This window comes from Micromonospora sp. GCM10011542 (genome assembly GCF_042650685.1).
In the GTDB taxonomy this organism is placed as follows: domain Bacteria; phylum Actinomycetota; class Actinomycetes; order Mycobacteriales; family Micromonosporaceae; genus Micromonospora.
Map to the genome: position 1 here is coordinate 57,580 of NZ_JBHSBO010000021.1, position 15,979 is coordinate 73,558.

Annotated in this window: 15 protein-coding genes; 7 read left to right on the top strand and 8 right to left on the bottom strand. The window is 72.7% G+C overall.

Going from position 1 to position 15,979, the window contains the following annotated elements; translation table 11 throughout:
- From tal to pgl, 5 genes are all read left to right on the top strand, one after another.
- Positions 1-1,179: a transaldolase gene (gene tal / locus ACFOW4_RS07115; RefSeq protein ID WP_377525594.1), complete on the top strand. Its 1,179-nt coding sequence runs from the start codon at positions 1-3 to the stop codon at positions 1,177-1,179.
- Positions 1,176-2,822, top strand: coding sequence for a glucose-6-phosphate isomerase (locus ACFOW4_RS07120; RefSeq protein WP_377525596.1), 1,647 nt, complete (start codon positions 1,176-1,178; stop codon positions 2,820-2,822). Before tal ends, ACFOW4_RS07120 begins: the two co-directional genes overlap by 4 nt.
- Before the next feature lie 63 nt (positions 2,823-2,885).
- Entirely contained in the window at positions 2,886-4,436 is a 1,551-nt protein-coding gene (zwf, locus tag ACFOW4_RS07125; RefSeq protein WP_377525622.1) for a glucose-6-phosphate dehydrogenase, read from the top strand.
- Positions 4,433-5,449: a glucose-6-phosphate dehydrogenase assembly protein OpcA gene (locus ACFOW4_RS07130; RefSeq protein ID WP_377525597.1), complete on the top strand. Its 1,017-nt coding sequence runs from the start codon at positions 4,433-4,435 to the stop codon at positions 5,447-5,449. Before zwf ends, ACFOW4_RS07130 begins: the two co-directional genes overlap by 4 nt.
- Before the next feature lie 135 nt (positions 5,450-5,584).
- A complete protein-coding gene (pgl, locus tag ACFOW4_RS07135) occupies positions 5,585-6,355 on the top strand; it encodes a 6-phosphogluconolactonase (RefSeq protein ID WP_377525599.1) in 771 nt (256 codons plus the stop codon).
- 55 nt (positions 6,356-6,410) lie between these two features.
- On the opposite strand, the gene ACFOW4_RS07140 is transcribed toward pgl, so the two are convergent.
- The 8 genes from ACFOW4_RS07140 to rapZ all read right to left on the bottom strand — a co-directional run bounded on the left by ACFOW4_RS07140 (position 6,411) and on the right by rapZ (position 13,528).
- The gene (locus ACFOW4_RS07140) at positions 6,411-6,755 is read right to left on the bottom strand and encodes an RNA polymerase-binding protein RbpA (RefSeq protein ID WP_377525600.1); all 345 of its coding nucleotides are present in this window, start codon (positions 6,753-6,755) and stop codon (positions 6,411-6,413) included.
- Positions 6,756-6,892: 137 nt separating this feature from the next.
- Positions 6,893-7,153 (bottom strand): preprotein translocase subunit SecG, encoded by a 261-nt coding sequence (secG, locus tag ACFOW4_RS07145; protein WP_377525602.1) that lies wholly within the window; start codon positions 7,151-7,153, stop codon positions 6,893-6,895.
- Positions 7,154-7,248: 95 nt separating this feature from the next.
- Positions 7,249-8,040, bottom strand: a complete 792-nt coding sequence (gene tpiA / locus ACFOW4_RS07150) for a triose-phosphate isomerase (protein WP_377525604.1) — start codon at positions 8,038-8,040, stop codon at positions 7,249-7,251.
- A complete protein-coding gene (locus ACFOW4_RS07155) occupies positions 8,041-9,240 on the bottom strand; it encodes a phosphoglycerate kinase (RefSeq protein ID WP_377525606.1) in 1,200 nt (399 codons plus the stop codon).
- Positions 9,237-10,241: a type I glyceraldehyde-3-phosphate dehydrogenase gene (gene gap, locus ACFOW4_RS07160; protein WP_377525608.1), complete on the bottom strand. Its 1,005-nt coding sequence runs from the start codon at positions 10,239-10,241 to the stop codon at positions 9,237-9,239. The genes ACFOW4_RS07155 and gap overlap by 4 nt, the downstream gene beginning before the upstream one ends.
- 261 nt (positions 10,242-10,502) lie before the next feature.
- The gene (gene whiA / locus ACFOW4_RS07165; RefSeq protein WP_377525610.1) at positions 10,503-11,483 is read right to left on the bottom strand and encodes a DNA-binding protein WhiA; all 981 of its coding nucleotides are present in this window, start codon (positions 11,481-11,483) and stop codon (positions 10,503-10,505) included.
- 54 nt (positions 11,484-11,537) lie between these two features.
- Complete coding sequence (locus ACFOW4_RS07170) at positions 11,538-12,632, bottom strand: 2-phospho-L-lactate transferase CofD family protein (protein WP_377525611.1); 1,095 nt, start codon at positions 12,630-12,632, stop codon at positions 11,538-11,540.
- Positions 12,629-13,528, bottom strand: a complete 900-nt coding sequence (gene rapZ / locus ACFOW4_RS07175) for an RNase adapter RapZ (protein ID WP_377525623.1) — start codon at positions 13,526-13,528, stop codon at positions 12,629-12,631. The genes ACFOW4_RS07170 and rapZ overlap by 4 nt, the downstream gene beginning before the upstream one ends.
- 241 nt (positions 13,529-13,769) lie before the next feature.
- On the opposite strand from rapZ, the gene ACFOW4_RS07180 reads away from it, so the two are divergent.
- A complete protein-coding gene (locus ACFOW4_RS07180) occupies positions 13,770-13,985 on the top strand; it encodes a hypothetical protein (protein ID WP_377525613.1) in 216 nt (71 codons plus the stop codon).
- A 78-nt stretch (positions 13,986-14,063) separates the two neighbouring features.
- Positions 14,064-15,914, top strand: coding sequence for a DNA helicase RecQ (gene recQ, locus ACFOW4_RS07185; protein WP_377525614.1), 1,851 nt, complete (start codon positions 14,064-14,066; stop codon positions 15,912-15,914).
- Positions 15,915-15,979: the final 65 nt, after the last annotated feature.

The window sequence follows — 15,979 nt, forward strand, 5'->3', positions numbered from 1 at the left end:
ATGACGGACAAGCTGAGCGAGCTCACCGCCGCGGGTGTGGCGGTCTGGCTCGACGATCTTTCCCGGGTACGGCTGAGCTCCGGCGGGCTGGACCAGCTGCGCCGGGAAAAGCACGTGGCCGGGGTCACCACCAACCCGACCATCTTCGCCAAGGCGCTGAGCGACGCCGACGAGTACAACTGGCAGCTGCGTGACCTCGCCATGCGTGGGGTGGACGTAGAAGAGGCCGTGCGGATGCTCACCACGTACGACGTACGGTGGGCCTGCGACGTGATGCGCCCGTCGTACGACAAGAGCGCTGGCGTCGACGGCCGGGTCTCCATCGAGGTGGACCCGCGCCTGGCGCACGAGACGGACAAGACGGTCGCCGAGGCCAAGGCGCTGTGGTGGCTGGTCGACCGGCCCAACCTCTTCATCAAGATCCCGGCCACCGAGGCCGGCCTGCCGGCCATCACCGCCACCCTCGCCGAGGGGATCAGCGTCAACGTCACGCTGATCTTCGGGCTGGACCGCTACTCGGCGGTCATGGACGCCTTCCTGGCCGGCCTGGAGCAGGCCAAGGCGAACGGCCACGACCTGTCGACCATCGGTTCGGTGGCGTCGTTCTTCGTCTCCCGGGTCGACTCCGAGGTCGACAAGCGGCTGGACAAGATCGGCTCGGACGAGGCCAAGGCGCTGCGCGGCAAGGCCGCCGTCGCCAACGCGCAGCTCGCGTACGAACGCTACGGCGAGGTGTTCTCCTCCGACCGCTGGCAGGCGCTCGCCGACGCCGGGGCGCACCCGCAGCGGCCGCTGTGGGCCTCCACGTCGACGAAGAACCCGGACTACCGGGACGTCATCTACGTCGAGGAGTTGATCGCTCCCGGCACGGTCAACACCATGCCGGAGTCGGTCATCCACGCGTACGCCGACCACGGCGAGACCCGCGGCGACACCATCACCGGCGCCTACGACGCGGCGCGGAAGGTCTTCACCGACCTGGCGTCGGTCGGGGTCGACATGGCCGACGTGATCGCCACCCTCGAGCGCGAGGGCGTGGAGAAGTTCGAGACGAGCTGGCGCGAGCTGCTCGACGGGGTCCGCAAGTCGCTGGACGCGGCGGGCGCCGGCACCGGCTCCCCGAACAAGGCCGCCAAGGGCAACGCGAAGGCCGCCGAGCAGGCTGGAGGCAACGCATGAGCGAGCTTCAGGCCGGGCCGGTGGAGGCCGCGGCCGGTTTGTCCGTGTACGGCGCGGACGCGGTCGACAAGGCCGCGCCCGCCTCGACCCGGGACGCGCTGGTCTCCGCCGGCGTCCCGGCGAAGCTGGCGGCCAAGGACCCGGGGCTGTGGGGCCCGGACGCCGAGGCCGAGGCGAAGGTCCGGCTGGGCTGGGTGGACACCCACCGCCGCAGCCGGGAGCTGCTGGAGCAGCTGGCCGAGCTGAAGGCCGAGCTGGCCGACCTGGACCACGTGGTGCTCGCCGGCATGGGCGGCTCCTCGCTGGCCCCCGAGGTGATCACCCGGACGCTGGGCCGGCCGCTGACCGTGCTGGACACCACCGATCCCGGCCAGGTCCGGGCGGCCCTGGGCGACCGGCTGGAGCGCACCGTCGTGGTGGTGGCGAGCAAGTCCGGTTCGACGGTGGAGACCGACAGCCACCGCCGCGCGTACCGGCAGGCGTTCCTGGATGCCGGGATGACCGAGGCGGAGGCCGGCCGGCACTTCGTCATCGTCACCGACCCGGGCTCGCCGCTGGAGGCGACCGCGACCGAGATGGGCGCGTTCACCGTGCTCGCCGACCCGAACGTGGGCGGGCGGTACTCGGCGCTGACCGCGTTCGGGCTGGTGCCCTCGGCACTGGCCGGCGTCGAGGTGTCCGAACTGCTCGACCAAGCCGACGCGCTGGCCGCCACGCTGGGCGGGGACCGGGACAACCCGGCCCTGGCGCTCGGCGCGGCGCTCGGCGCCGCCGCCACCGCCGGCCGCGACAAGGTCGCGCTGGTCTCCGACGGCACCGGCATCGACGGGCTCGGCGACTGGGCCGAGCAGCTGATCGCCGAGTCGACCGGCAAGGCCGGGGTGGGCATCCTGCCGGTGGTCGTGGAGTCGCCGCAGAGCCCGGGCGCCACCGGGCCGGACGTGCTGACCGTCACCTACGGCGGCGCGCTCGCACCGGGCGACCGGCCCGGCGGCGGGACCGACGCGGACGTGGCGGTCAACGGCCCGCTCGGCGCGCAGTTCCTCGCCTGGGAGTACGCCACCGCCGTCGCCGGCGTGGTGCTCGGCATCGACCCGTTCAACCAGCCGAACGTGACCGAGTCCAAGGAGAACACCAACAAGATCCTGGCCTCGGGCCTGCCGGCGGAGACGCCGTCGTTCACCGAGGGCGCGATCGAGGTGTACGCACCGCAGGGCGCCCCCGGCGATCTGGCCGGCGTGCTGCGCTGGCTGCTCGACGGGCTCGGCGACGACGGGTACCTCGCGGTCATGGCGTACCTGGACCGGTTCGCCGACGCGGACGCGGCCCGGCTGCGGCCGCTGCTGGCCGCGAGCGGCCGGCCGGTCACCTTCGGCTGGGGGCCGCGGTTCCTGCACTCCACCGGCCAGTACCACAAGGGCGGCCCGCAGGTCGGCAGGTACCTCCAGCTCACCGGTGCGGTCGCCGACGACCTGCCGGTCCCGGGCAAGCCGTACACCTTCGGTGAGCTGCAGGCGGCGCAGGCCGCCGGCGACCGGCAGGCCCTCGCCGGCCGGCAACGGCCAGTGCTGCGGCTGCACCTGACCGACCGGGCGGCCGGCGTGGCCCAGCTACTCGATGCGGCCGGTGAGCTGCGGGCGTGAGGATGGACGACGTGACAGAAGCGGAAGCGAGGGGGCACCGTGAGCGCGAGGAGTGAGCCGGGTTTGCGAGCCGAGCAGTCGCGAACCGAAGGTGGCTCGACGAACCCCCTGCGCGACCCGCAGGACCGCCGGCTGCCGAGGATCCCCGAGCCGTGCGCTCTGGTGATCTTCGGCGTGACCGGCGACCTGGCCCGCAAGAAGCTGCTGCCGGCGGTGTACGACCTGGCCAACCGGGGGCTGCTGCCGCCGGGTTTCGTGGTCCTCGGCTTCGCTCGCCGCGACTGGGGTGACGGCGACTTCGAGACGCTGGCCTGCGAGGCGGCCCGCAAGCACGCCCGGACCCCGTGGCGGGACGAGGTGTGGGCACGGCTGGCCGGCAACATCAAGTTCGTCGGCGGCTCGTTCGACGACGACGCCGCCTTCGACCAGCTCGCCACGACCCTCGACGAGCTGCGCCAGACCCACGGCATCGCCAGCAACGCCGCCTTCTACTTCTCCATCCCTCCGGCGGCGTTCCCGGTGGTGCTCAAGCAGTTGGCCCGCACCGGCATGGCCGACAACGAGAAGTCCGGCGGCTGGCGCCGGGTGGTGGTGGAGAAGCCGTTCGGCAACGACCTGCCCTCGGCGAAGGCGCTCAACGACCTGGTCGACGACGTCTTCACCCGCGAGGACGTGTTCCGGATCGACCACTACCTGGGCAAGGAGACGGTCCAGAACATCCTCGCCCTGCGGTTCGCCAACAACCTGTTCGAGCCGCTGTGGAACTCCAAGTACGTCGACTCGGTGCAGATCACCATGGCCGAGGACGTCGGCATCGGCACCCGCGCCGGCTTCTACGACACCGTCGGCACCGCCCGTGACGTGCTGCAGAACCACCTGCTCCAGCTCCTCGCCCTGGTGGCGATGGAGGAGCCGACCAGCTTCGACGCCGACGAGATCCGGACCGAGAAGCTGAAGGTGCTCAAGGCCATCACCCTGCCCAAGGACGTGGCCCGGGACACCGTCCGCGGCCAGTACCTGCCGGGCTGGGTCGGCGGCGAGCGCGCCCTCGGCTACCGGGAGGAGGAGGGCGTCCCGGCGGACTCGACCACCGAGACGTACGTGGCGGTACGGCTGGGCATCCAGAACCGCCGCTGGGCCGAGGTGCCGTTCTACATCCGGGCCGGCAAGCGGCTGCCCCGGCGGGTCACCGAGGTGGCCATCATGTTCAAGAAGGCGCCGCACCTGCCGTTCAACGCCGCCGACATGGAGTCGCTGGGCAACAACCAGCTGGTCATCCGGGTGCAGCCGGACGAGGGCGTGGTGCTCAAGTTCGGCTCCAAGGTGCCCGGCACGACCATGGAGGTCCGCGACATCGCGATGGACTTCCAGTACGGCGAGGCGTTCACCGAGTCCAGCCCGGAGGCGTACGAGCGGCTGGTGCTGGACGTGCTGATCGGCGACCGCACGCTCTTCCCGGACGCGGCGGAGGTCGAGCAGAGCTGGCAGGTGGTCGACCCGCTGGAGCACGCCTGGGCGGGCACCACGCCGGAGCCGTACCGCGCCGGCGAGTGGGGGCCGCGGGCCGCCGACGAGATGCTGGCCCGCGAGGGCCGCGCTTGGAGAAGAGCATGATCGGGCTGTGGGACACCACCGGCAACGAGGTGGTCAAGGCACTGGCCGCGGAGCGTCGCAGCGCCGGTGGGGTGGCCAGCGGCATGGCGCTCACCCTCATCGTGGTGGTGGACGAGAAGCGGGTCCGCGAGGCGGAGGCGGCGGCGACCATCGCCGCCGCCGCCCACCCGTGCCGGCTGGTGGTGGTGGTCCGCTCCGAGATCGAGCGGGACCGCAACCGGCTGGACGCGGAGATCGTGGTCGGCGGCCGGCTCGGGCCGGGCGAGGCGGTGGTCACCCGGATGTACGGGCGGCTGGCCCTGCACGCCGAGTCGGTGGTGATGCCGTTGCTGGTCCCGGACGTGCCGGTAGTGACGTGGTGGCACGGCGAGCCGCCGGCCGAGATCGCCACCGACTTCCTCGGGGTGGTCGCCGACCGGCGGATCACCGACGCCGCTCAGGCCGCCGATCCGATCGAGGCGCTGCGGCAGCGGGCCCGCGACTACGCACCGGGCGACACCGACCTGGCCTGGACCCGGATCACCCCGTGGCGGACCCTGGTCGCCGGGGCGTTCGACACCACCGAGGCCCGGGTCACCGACGCGACGATCGTGGCCCCGCGGCGCGACCCGACGGCGGCGCTGATGGCCGGCTGGCTGTCCAGCCGCCTCGGCATCACGCCACGCCGGGTGGAGACCGACGAGTTCCCCCGGATGCGGGAGGTGCAGCTGCGCTGCGCCAACGGCGACGAGCTGACGCTGACCCGCGAGGACAGCATGGCCGTGTTCCGGCGTACCGGCCAGGACGACCGGACCCTGCCGCTGGTCCGCCGGCCGCTCGGTGACGAGCTGGCCGAGGAACTGCGCCGCCTCGACGCCGACCAGGTGTACGCGGAGGCGCTGGGCGCCACGGCCGGTCTGACCGGCCTGGAGGAGCGGCCCGCCCAGCGGGTGCACGTGTGGAAGGACCCGGCGACCGCCCAGCGGGCCGAGGCCGGGGTCACCGCCCACGCCGGCACGAGCGGCGAGCACTGAACCCGGGAACCGGGGGCGCGGGGCCCGGCAGGCAGCCGAGCCCCGCACCCCGGGGCCACCGGGACATCCGGGCGCACCGGCCCCGGTACGACGCGACAGCGACCGCCGAGCGGTCGGGAAACGAAGGCACAACCGATGAGTGAGGCGAGTGTCGCCGTCCACGCCGACGCCGATCTGCTGGCGCAGGCCGTGGCGGCCCGGCTGGTCGTGAAGCTGCTCGACGCCCAGGCCGATCGGGGTCAGGCGTCGGTCGTGCTCACCGGCGGACGGATCGCCGCGGCCGTCTACCGGGCGGTGGCGCAACTGCCGGCCCGGGACGCGGTCGACTGGTCCCGGGTCGACGTGTGGTGGGGCGACGAGCGGTTCCTACCCGCCGGCGACCCGGAGCGCAACGAGACCCAGGCCCGCGCCGCCCTGCTGGACGTGGTGCCGCTGGACCCGGCCCGGGTGCACCCGATGCCGGCCTCCGACGGCCCGGCCGGCAACGACCCGGAGGCGGCCGCCGCCGGGTACGCCGAGGAACTGGCCCGCGCCGCCCGGCCCGGGCACGCCGCGCTCCCCCACTTCGACGTCCTGATGCTCGGTGTGGGTGAGGACGGGCACGTCGCCTCGGTCTTCCCGGAGCATCCCGTGCACTACGAGAGCCGACCCGTCAGCGCCGTGCGGGGCAGCCCGAAGCCGCCGCCGGTGCGTACCACGCTCACCCTGCCCGCGATCAACACGGCCGAGGAGGTCTGGCTGGTGGCCGGCGGGGCCGACAAGGCCCGTGCGGTGGGCATGGCGCTGGCCGGGGCGGGGCCGGTGCAGTTGCCGGCCGCCGGCGTGCAGGGTGTCGGTCGTACCCTCTGGCTGCTGGACCGGGCGGCGGCGGCCGACGTGCCGGCGCGGCTGCGCAGCCTGCGCTGAGGTGAAAGGAAGGGCCCCTTGTTAACGCCCTGGCGTTAACAAGGGGCCCTTCCTTTCATTCGTCGCCGCGGCGGCGGCGCAGCGCGTCGAGCGCCTCCGCCAGCAGCGCCGCACCCTCCTCGGGGGTACGCCGCTCCTTCACGTACGCCAGGTGGCTCTTGTAGGGCTCGGCGCGGGTGTGGCCCGGCGGGTTCTGCTCGTCCCGGCCGGCGGGCAGCCCGCAGCGCGGGCAGTCCCACAGCGGTGGTTCGGGGGCCTCCTCGGCGAGGAGGATGCTGGTCCGATGGTCGTTGCGGCACCAGTAGGTGACCTCCCGACGCGGGGCCGGTCGGTGCCGCTCCGGCGGGCGGTCCGGTGCGGACCCGATCCGGGCGCCGCGGATGACGTTGCCACTCGGCACGGCTGCTCGCTCCTGTCGTCGGAGGGACCCGCCACGGAGGGGATACGCGGTGGGCAGCGCGGTGCAGCGGAAAAAGACCTGCGCGCGGCCCGTCGAGTGACGGACCGCGCGCAGATTGTACGACCAGACGGGCTGGCTCAGGCACCGCTGTTGAGCTGGAGGCGGAGCCAGAGCCCCAACCCGACGATGCAGGCGAACCAGACCACACCCACCAGCACGGTGTAGCGGTCGAGGTTCTTCTCCGCCACCGAGGAGCCGGCAAGGCTGGAGCTGACGCCACCGCCGAACATGCTCGACAGACCGCCGCCCTTGCCTCGGTGCAGCAGGATCAGCATGGTGAGCAGGATGCTCGTGATAACCAGCAACACGATCAACGTGTATGCGAACCAGATCGGCATGGCTGGGGTCAGTCCTCTCGTAGCGATCCTCGCCCGGTCAGATCGGGCACGGTGGCACCGACCGGCGGACGGGCGGAGTCAAGGATAGCGAGCGATCAGCGGGCGATGTGCTCCGGGAACCTGCAGATCTGCGCGAACTCCTCCGCGTCCAGGCTCGCGCCGCCCACCAGCGCCCCGTCCACGTCCGGCTTGCCCATGATCGAGGCGATGTTGGCGGCCTTCACCGAGCCGCCGTAGAGGATTCGGACCTGGTCGGCGGTGTCCTGGTCGAAGCGGTTCGCCACCCGCTTCCGGACTGCCGTGCACACCTCCTGGGCGTCCTCCGGGGTGGCCGTCTTGCCGGTGCCGATCGCCCAGACCGGCTCGTAGGCGATGACGACCTTGCGCACCTGCTCGGCGGTCAGCCCGTGCAGGGCACCGTCGAGCTGGTCCGAGCAGTGCGCCACGTGGCCGCCCTGCTCGCGGACGTCGAGCCCCTCCCCCACGCAGAGGATCGGGGTCAGGCCGTGCGTCAGCGCCGCCGTGACCTTGGCGTTGACCACGCCGTCGTGCTCGTGGTGGTACGCCCGCCGCTCCGAGTGCCCCACCAGCACGTAGGTGCAGCCCAGCTTGGCCAGCATCGGGCCGGAGATGTCACCGGTGTACGCGCCGGAGGCGTGCGGAGAGAGGTCCTGCGCGCCGTAGCCGATCAGCAGCTTGTCGCCGTCCACCGCGGTCTGCACCGTACGCAGGTCGGTGAAGGGCGGCAGCACGACCGTCTCCACCTCGGTGAGCTGCTTCTCGGTGAGGCTCGCGGCGAGCTTCTGCACCAGCAGGTTGGCCTCGAGGTGGTTCAGGTTCATCTTCCAGTTGCCGGCCATCAACGGCCGGCGGGTGGTGCTCGCCATTCAGTTCTCCAGGGCCGCGATGCCGGGGAGGGTCTTGCCCTCCAGGTATTCCAGGGAGGCGCCGCCGCCGGTCGAGATGTGCCCGAACGACGACTCGTCCAGCCCGAGGGCACGGACCGCCGCGGCCGAGTCACCGCCGCCGACCACGCTGAACGCGTCGGCCTTGGTGATCGCCTCGGCGACCCCCCGGGTGCCGTTGGCGAACGCCGCCATCTCGAAAACGCCCATCGGGCCGTTCCAGAAGATCGTCTTCGCCTGGGACAGCGCGGCGGCGAAGCCGGCCACCGTCTCCGGGCCGATGTCCAGGCCGACCCGGTGGCTCGGGATGCCGTCGACGCGGACCGTGTCGTGCGTGGCGTCCGGGGCGAAGGCGTCCGCGGCCACGACGTCGACCGGGAGCATGATCTTGCCGCCGGACCGCTCGATCAGGTTGCAGCAGGTCTCGACCATGTCCTTCTCCAGCAGCGAGGTGCCCACCTCCAGGCCCTGGGCCTTGAGGAAGGTGAAGCACATCCCGCCGCCGATGAGCAGCCGGTCGACCGTGGGCAGCAGCGCCTCGATCACGGCGAGCTTGTCGGAGACCTTGGACCCGCCCAGCACCACCACGTACGGCCGCTCGGGCTGGCCGGTCAGCCGGGAGAGCACCTCCACCTCGCGCAGCACCAGCCGGCCCGCGACGTGCGGCAGCCGGGCCGGTACGTCGTACACGCTGGCGTGCTTGCGGTGCACCGCGCCGAACGCGTCGTCGACGTACGCGTCGCCGAAGGCGGCGAGCTGGTCGGCGAAGGCGCCCCGCTCGGCGTCGTCCTTGCTGGTCTCACCGGCGTTGAAGCGCAGGTTCTCCAGCAGTGCGACCTGGCCGTCGGCCAGACCGGCCACGGTGGACCGGGCGGAGTCGCCGACGGTGTCCTCGGCGAAGTGCACCGGCGCGCCGAGCAGCTCACCGAGCCGCCCGGCGACCGGGCGGAGGCTGAACTGCGGGTCCGGTGTGCCCTTGGGACGGCCCAGGTGCGAGCAGACGACCACCTTGGCGCCGGCCTCCACCAGCGCGCCGACGGTGGGCAGGACCGCGCGGATGCGGCCGTCATCCGTGATGGCGCCGGTCTGCTTGTCGAGCGGGACGTTCAGGTCGGCGCGCACGAGCACGCGCCGACCCGACACCCCCTCGGCGAGCAGGTCGTCGAGGGTCCGGATGCTCACAGCGACGAACCCACCAGCTTGACCAGGTCGACCAGGCGGTTGGAGTAGCCCCACTCGTTGTCGTACCAGCCGACGACCTTGACCTGGTTGCCGACCACCTTGGTCAGCGGGGCGTCGAAGATGCACGACGCCGGGTCGGTGACGATGTCGGTGGAGACGATCGGGTCCTCGTTGTAGACCAGGATGCCCTTGAGCGGGCCGTCCGCGGCGGCCTTCAGCGCGGCGTTGACCTCGTCCACCGTGGTCTCGCGACCGACGTTGACGGTGAGGTCGGTGACCGAGCCGGTCGGGATCGGCACCCGCAGCGCGTACCCGTCGAGCTTGCCCTTCAGGTCCGGCAGGACCAGGCCGATGGCCTTCGCGGCGCCGGTCGAGGTCGGCACGATGTTCAGCGCGGCGGCCCGGGCCCGGCGCAGGTCCTTGTGCGGCGCGTCCTGCAGGTTCTGGTCCTGGGTGTACGCGTGGATCGTGGTCATCAGACCGTGCTGGATGCCGAACGTGTCGTGCAGGACCTTCGCCATCGGGGCGAGGCAGTTGGTGGTGCACGAAGCGTTGGAGATGATGGTGTGCTTCGCCGGGTCGTAGGTGTCGTGGTTGACGCCCATGACGACGGTGACGTCCTCGTTCTTCGCCGGGGCGGAGATGATGACCTTCTTGGCCCCGCCGTCGACGTGCGCCTTGGCCTTGGTGGCGTCGGTGAAGAAGCCGGTCGACTCGATGACGACGTCGGCGCCGACCTCGCCCCACGGCAGCTTGGCCGGGTCCTTCTCCGCGTACGCCTTGATGGTCTTGCCACCGACGGTGATCTCGTCGGCGGTGGCCTTGACCTCGTGCGGGAGCCGGCCCAGGATGCTGTCGTACTTGAGCAGGTGGGCGAGCGTGGCGTTGTCGGTGAGGTCGTTCACCGCCACGACCTCGACGTCGGCGCCGGACGCCAGCACTGCCCGGAAGAAGTTACGGCCGATCCGGCCGAAGCCGTTGATGCCAACCCGGATGGTCACAGGTCCCATCTCCTCGCGTTCTGGTCCGCCGGCGTCAGACAACGGGCCGGCGGAGTGGTGTGCGCCGACCGTTGGAGCCGGCCGTTGACGGTTCATCTCGGCCACCCCGCCGCGGTCCTGGGGACCTGACCGCCCGAGGCGGTGGCACGACGAGGAGTGCCTGTACCGGCCCCCTTGCCGTACGCAGCGACCCTATCCGAGCGTGCGGCGCCACGCTGCGCCGGGTGCTCCCCGGGCGCACCGTGCGGCCCCACCGTCCTATCAGACCACGAGCATGTCGGGCGTGACGGCCGCTTCGGTATCCGGGATGCCGAGGTCCCGGGCCCGCTTGTCGGCGAGCGCCAGCAACCGGCGGATCCGCCCCGCGATGGCGTCCTTGGTCAGCGGCGGGTCGGCCAGCGCGCCCAGCTCCTCCAGCGACGCCTGCCGGTGCTCCAGGCGCAGCCGCCCGGCGTCGGTGAGGTGGTTGGGGGCCTCCTCGGCGAGGATCTCCAGGGCCCGGGTCACCCGGGCGGCGGCGGCCACCGCGGCCCGCGCCGAGCGGCGCAGGTTGGCGTCGTCGAAGTTGGCCAGTCGGTTCGCGGTGGCCCGCACCTCCCGGCGTACCCGGCGCTCCTCCCACGCCAGCACGCTCGAGTGCGCGCCGATGCGGGTGAGCAGCGCGGCGATCGCGTCGCCGTCTTTGACCACCACCCGGTCCACCCCGCGCACCTCGCGGTTCTTGGCGGTGATGCCGATCCGGCGGGCCGCGCCCACCAGGGCCAGCGCGGACTCCGGCCCCGGACAGGTGATCTCCAGGGCGCTGGAGCGGCCGGGCTCGGTGAGCGAGCCGTGCGCCATGAACGCGCCCCGCCAGGCGGAGACCGCGCAGCAGACGTTCGCCGCGACCACGTGCGGCGGCAGACCGCGAACCGGCCGGCCGCGGACGTCCAGCAGGCCGGTCTGCCGGGCGAGGGCCTCGCCGTCCTTGACCACCCGGACGATGAAGTGGCTGCCCTTGCGCAGCCCGCCGGACGCCAGCACGTGGATCTCGCTGGGGTAGCCGTAGACCTCGGCGATCTCCCGGCGCAGCCGCCGCGCCACCGAGCCGGTGTCCAGCTCGGCCTCCACCACCACACGGCCGGAGACGATGTGCAGCCCGCCGGCGAAGCGCAGCAGCGCGGCCATCTCCGCCCGCCGGCAGCAGGGCTTGGGCACGTCGACCCGACTCAGCTCGTCCTTGACCGCAGCCGTCATCGCCATTGTGCGTCCCCTCACGGACCGGTTCCGGCGTGTCGCCGGAGATTACGTACGTGTCTAACGATCGGCGCCCAGGAGAGGCACCAGGGCGGCGCCCAGGGCGGCCGGATCATGGCGGGGAGTGCCGTCGACGACGGCGACGGGGGCGAGGACCAGCCGGGCACCCAGCGATTCTGCCGCACGTTCGACCGGTTCGGGGTCACCCACCGCCCTGGCGTCCGCCAGCACAAGATCGACCTTGAGCTCGGGCAGGTACCAGCGCAGCGCCGCGAGGTGGTCGGCGACGGAGAGCCCGAGGGTCTCCTTCTCCGCGGCGAGGTTGAGGGTGACCAGCCGCCGGGCCGGGCTGGACACGATCGCGTCGGCCAGCTGCGGGACCAGCAGGTGCGGCAGCACGCTGGTGTACCAGCTGCCCGGCCCGAAGATCAACCAGTCGGCCGCGCCGATCGCGTCGAGAGCCTCGGCGCAGGCCGCCGGGGCGGCCGGGGTCAGCCGCAGCGACTCCACCCGCCCGGTGGTCACCGCCACCTGGTGCTGGCCCCGCACGGTCCGTACCTCGTCGGGCGCCGCCGGGTCGACGCCGCGCACCCGCGCCTCGATGCCCACCGGCTGGCGGGACATCGGCAGCACCCGGCCCACCGTGCCGAGCATCGCGCCGGCGTGTTCCAACGCGTCGACCGGGTCGCCGAGCAGCTCCATCAGCCCGCAGAGCACCAGGTTGCCAACCGCGTGCCCGGCCAGCCCGTCACCCCGGGCCGCCGATCCGCCACCGCTTCGGGCCGGTCCCGTTCCGCCGGTCGCCTCCACCAGGGCCGACACCGTTCCGGCGGCGGCCTCGGCCAGGGCCTGGTCCGGTCCGGCCGCAACGGGCCCGGCCACGGCCGGCGCCGCCGCGAAGCGGTGCTGGAACAGCCCGGCGCTGCGCCGGGTGGCCGGGTGGTCGCCGGCCAACGCGACCAGGGCCTGCCGCAGGTCGCCCGGGGGCAGGCCGCCGCGCTCGGCGCGCAGCCGGCCGCTGGAGCCGCCGTCGTCGCCGACGGTGACCACCGCCGTGATGTCCAGGTCCACCTCGGGAGCGCAGTGGCGCAACGCGCGCAGCGAGGCGGAGAGGCCGTGCCCACCGCCGAACGCCACCACCCGGCGGGGCGTCATTCCCGCCCCAGGTCGCGGTGCTGGGCGTTGGCCGCCAGGTCCGACTGGCGCAGCCGGTCGGCCAGTTCCTCGGCGATCGCCACGCTGCGGTGCTTGCCCCCGGTGCAGCCGACCGCCACCGTCAGGTAGCGCTTGCCCTCCCGCTCGAACCCGGCGGTGGTGGCGTTGACCAGGTCGGCGTACGAGGCCACGAAGGCGTCGGCGCCCTCCTGGCCCAGCACGTACGCGCTGACCGCCTCCTCCCGCCCGGTGTGCTCGCGCAGCTCCGGCACCCAGTACGGATTCGGCAGGAACCGGGCGTCCAGCACGAAGTCGGCGTCCGGCGGCAGGCCGTACTTGAAACCGAACGACAGCACGGTGACCCGCAACCGGCGGGCGTCCTCGCCGCCGAACAGCTCCTCGATGCGCCGGCGCAGCTGGTTGACGTTCAGGTGGCTGGTGTCGATGATCACGTCGGCCTGGTCGCGGGCCTCCTCCAGCAGCCCGCGCTCGACGGCGATGCCGTCGGCGAGCCGCCCCTCGCCCTGCAACGGGTGCGAGCGCCGGACGCTCTCGAACCGCCGGATCAGCACCTCGTCGTCGGCGTCGACGAAGACTACCCGGGGCGAGAAGCCGCGTTCCTTGAGCTCCCGGATCGCCCCAGCCAGGTCCGTGGAGAAGGCGCGGGACCGCACGTCCAGCACCATCGCGGTACGCCGGGCCGCCCCGCCGGCCTTGAACGCCAGCTCGGCCATATCGAGCATCAGCGCCTGCGGCAGGTTGTCCACCACGTAGTAGCCGACGTTCTCCAACGCCCGGGCCACCGTGCTGCGACCGCCGCCGGAGAGCCCGGTGACCACCACGAGCGTGGTCTCCGACTCCGCCGTCGGCGCGACGGCGTCCGCCGCGCTGTCGATCCGGTCCCCGGCTGTGCGCCCCTCGCTCACCCGTACCCCCAAGCCGTGGCGCCGCGGCCGCCCTCGGCCGCGAATGGTCAATCAGCGACTCTATCCCGCCGCCCGGCGTCCGGCCGGACACGCCCGCCGCCGGACGCCGCCGGTCGGCCTCCCGACAGCCACCACCCCTTGATGACGATCAGTAAGCGTCAATACACTTTACGTAATCGCCGCAGCTCAAGACGGATATGGGGAGGGTGCAATGCACGACGAGCTCACCCACGTGGTCTGCACCGGCGTCAACGGCAGGTACGACCAGGTCACCATGGTCGAGGCCGACACCCTCGAGGAGATCAACGCGGCGGCCACCGCGTTCCGGATGGGCAGCAAGGCCCGCTACATCGAGATCGTCGACATCGTGGTGGGGATGAAGGCCCCGCCGCGCGGTCTGGCCAACCGGTCCAGCCAGCCCGGCTGACCGTGCCGTCCGCCCGGCGTGCCCGCCCCTCGGGTGCGCCGGGCGGACGCTGTCGGGGTGGGCTCGTAGACTCCGCGAATGGTTTCCCCCACCGACCTGCGTACCGAGGACGCGCTGGGCGTGCTGCGCCGGGTGTTCGGCTACGACGCCTTCCGCGGCTTCCAGCGGGAGGTGATCGACCACGTCGTCGACGGCGGCGACGCGCTGGTGCTGATGCCGACCGGTGGCGGCAAGTCGCTGTGCTACCAGATCCCCGCCCTGGTCCGCGACGGCGTGGCGGTGGTCGTGTCACCCCTGATCGCCCTCATGCAGGACCAGGTCGACGCGCTGACCGCGGTCGGCGTACGCGCCGGTTTCCTCAACTCGACGCAGGATCTCAGCGCCCGGCGCCGGGTCGAGGCGGCCTTCCTCGCCGGCGAACTCGACCTGCTCTACCTGGCCCCGGAGGCGCTCGGCGTCCGCTCCACCCTGGCTCTGCTCGACCGGGGCCGGATCGGGCTGTTCGCGATCGACGAGGCGCACTGCGTGTCCCAGTGGGGGCACGATTTCCGCCCCGACTACCTCGCCCTGTCGATGCTGCACGAGCGGTGGCCGCAGGTGCCCCGCATCGCCCTGACCGCCACCGCGACCAGCGCCACCCGCACCGAGATCGCCACCCGGCTCAAGCTCGACGACGCCCGGCACTTCGTGGCCAGCTTCGACCGGCCCAACATCCAGTACCGGATCGTGCCCAAGCGGGAGCCGCGCAAGCAGCTGCTGGCCCTGCTGCGCGACGAGCACCCCGGCGACGCCGGGATCGTCTACTGCCTGTCCCGGGCCTCGGTGGACAAGACGGCGGAGTTCCTCACCGCCAACGGCATCGCCGCACTGCCGTACCACGCCGGCCTGGACGCTTCGACCCGCGCCCACAACCAGCAGCGCTTCCTGCGCGAGGACGGCCTGGTGATGGTGGCCACCATCGCCTTCGGGATGGGCATCGACAAACCGGATGTCCGCTTCGTCGCCCACCTCGACCTGCCCAAGTCGGTCGAGGGCTACTACCAGGAGACCGGCCGCGCCGGCCGGGACGGGCTGCCGTCCACCGCCTGGCTGGCGTACGGGCTGCAGGACGTCGTCCAGCAGCGCAAGATGATCGAGACGTCCGACGGTGACGCGGCGCACCGCCGCAATCTCGCCACCCACCTGGACGCGATGCTCGCGCTCTGCGAGACGATCCGCTGCCGCCGGGCCCAACTGCTCGAATACTTCGGTGAGCCGGGCGGCGCCGACTGCGGCAACTGCGACACCTGCCTGAGCCCGCCGGAATCCTGGGACGGCACCATCGCCGCGCAGAAGCTGCTCTCCACGGTCTACCGGCTCGATCGCGAGCGCCACCAGCGCTTCGGCGCCGGGCACTGCATCGACATCCTGCTCGGCCGCACCACCGACAAGGTCACCCAGTTCAACCACGACTCGCTAAGCGTCTTCGGCATCGGCGGCGAGCTGCGCGAGGCCGAGTGGCGCGGCGTGGTCCGGCAACTGCTGGCCGAGGGCCTGCTCGCGGTCGAGGGCGACTACGGCACGCTCGCCCTCACCGAGACCAGCGCCGAGGTGCTCGGCCGACGCCGGACGGTGCTGCTGCGCCGCGAGCCGGAGCGGCCGGCGACCGGCCGGTCCGCCAAGCCCCGCGGCGCGGCGACCGTCACCGCGGAGCTGTCGCCGGCCGCCGCGCCGGTCTTCGAGCGGCTGCGGGCCTGGCGCGCGGCGACCGCCAAGGAGCAGGGCGTCCCGGCGTACGTGATCTTCCACGACGCCACGCTGCGGCAGATCGCCACCGACGCGCCCACGTCGCTGACCGAGCTGTCCCGGGTCAGCGGCGTCGGCGAGAACAAGCTCGCCAAGTACGGCGAGCAGATCCTGACCGTCCTCACCGACGGCGGGTCTCACTGACACGACGAAGGGCCGGCCCCCGTGGTGGGGGCCGGCCCTTCGTCGGTGGTGCGGTCCGCGGGTCA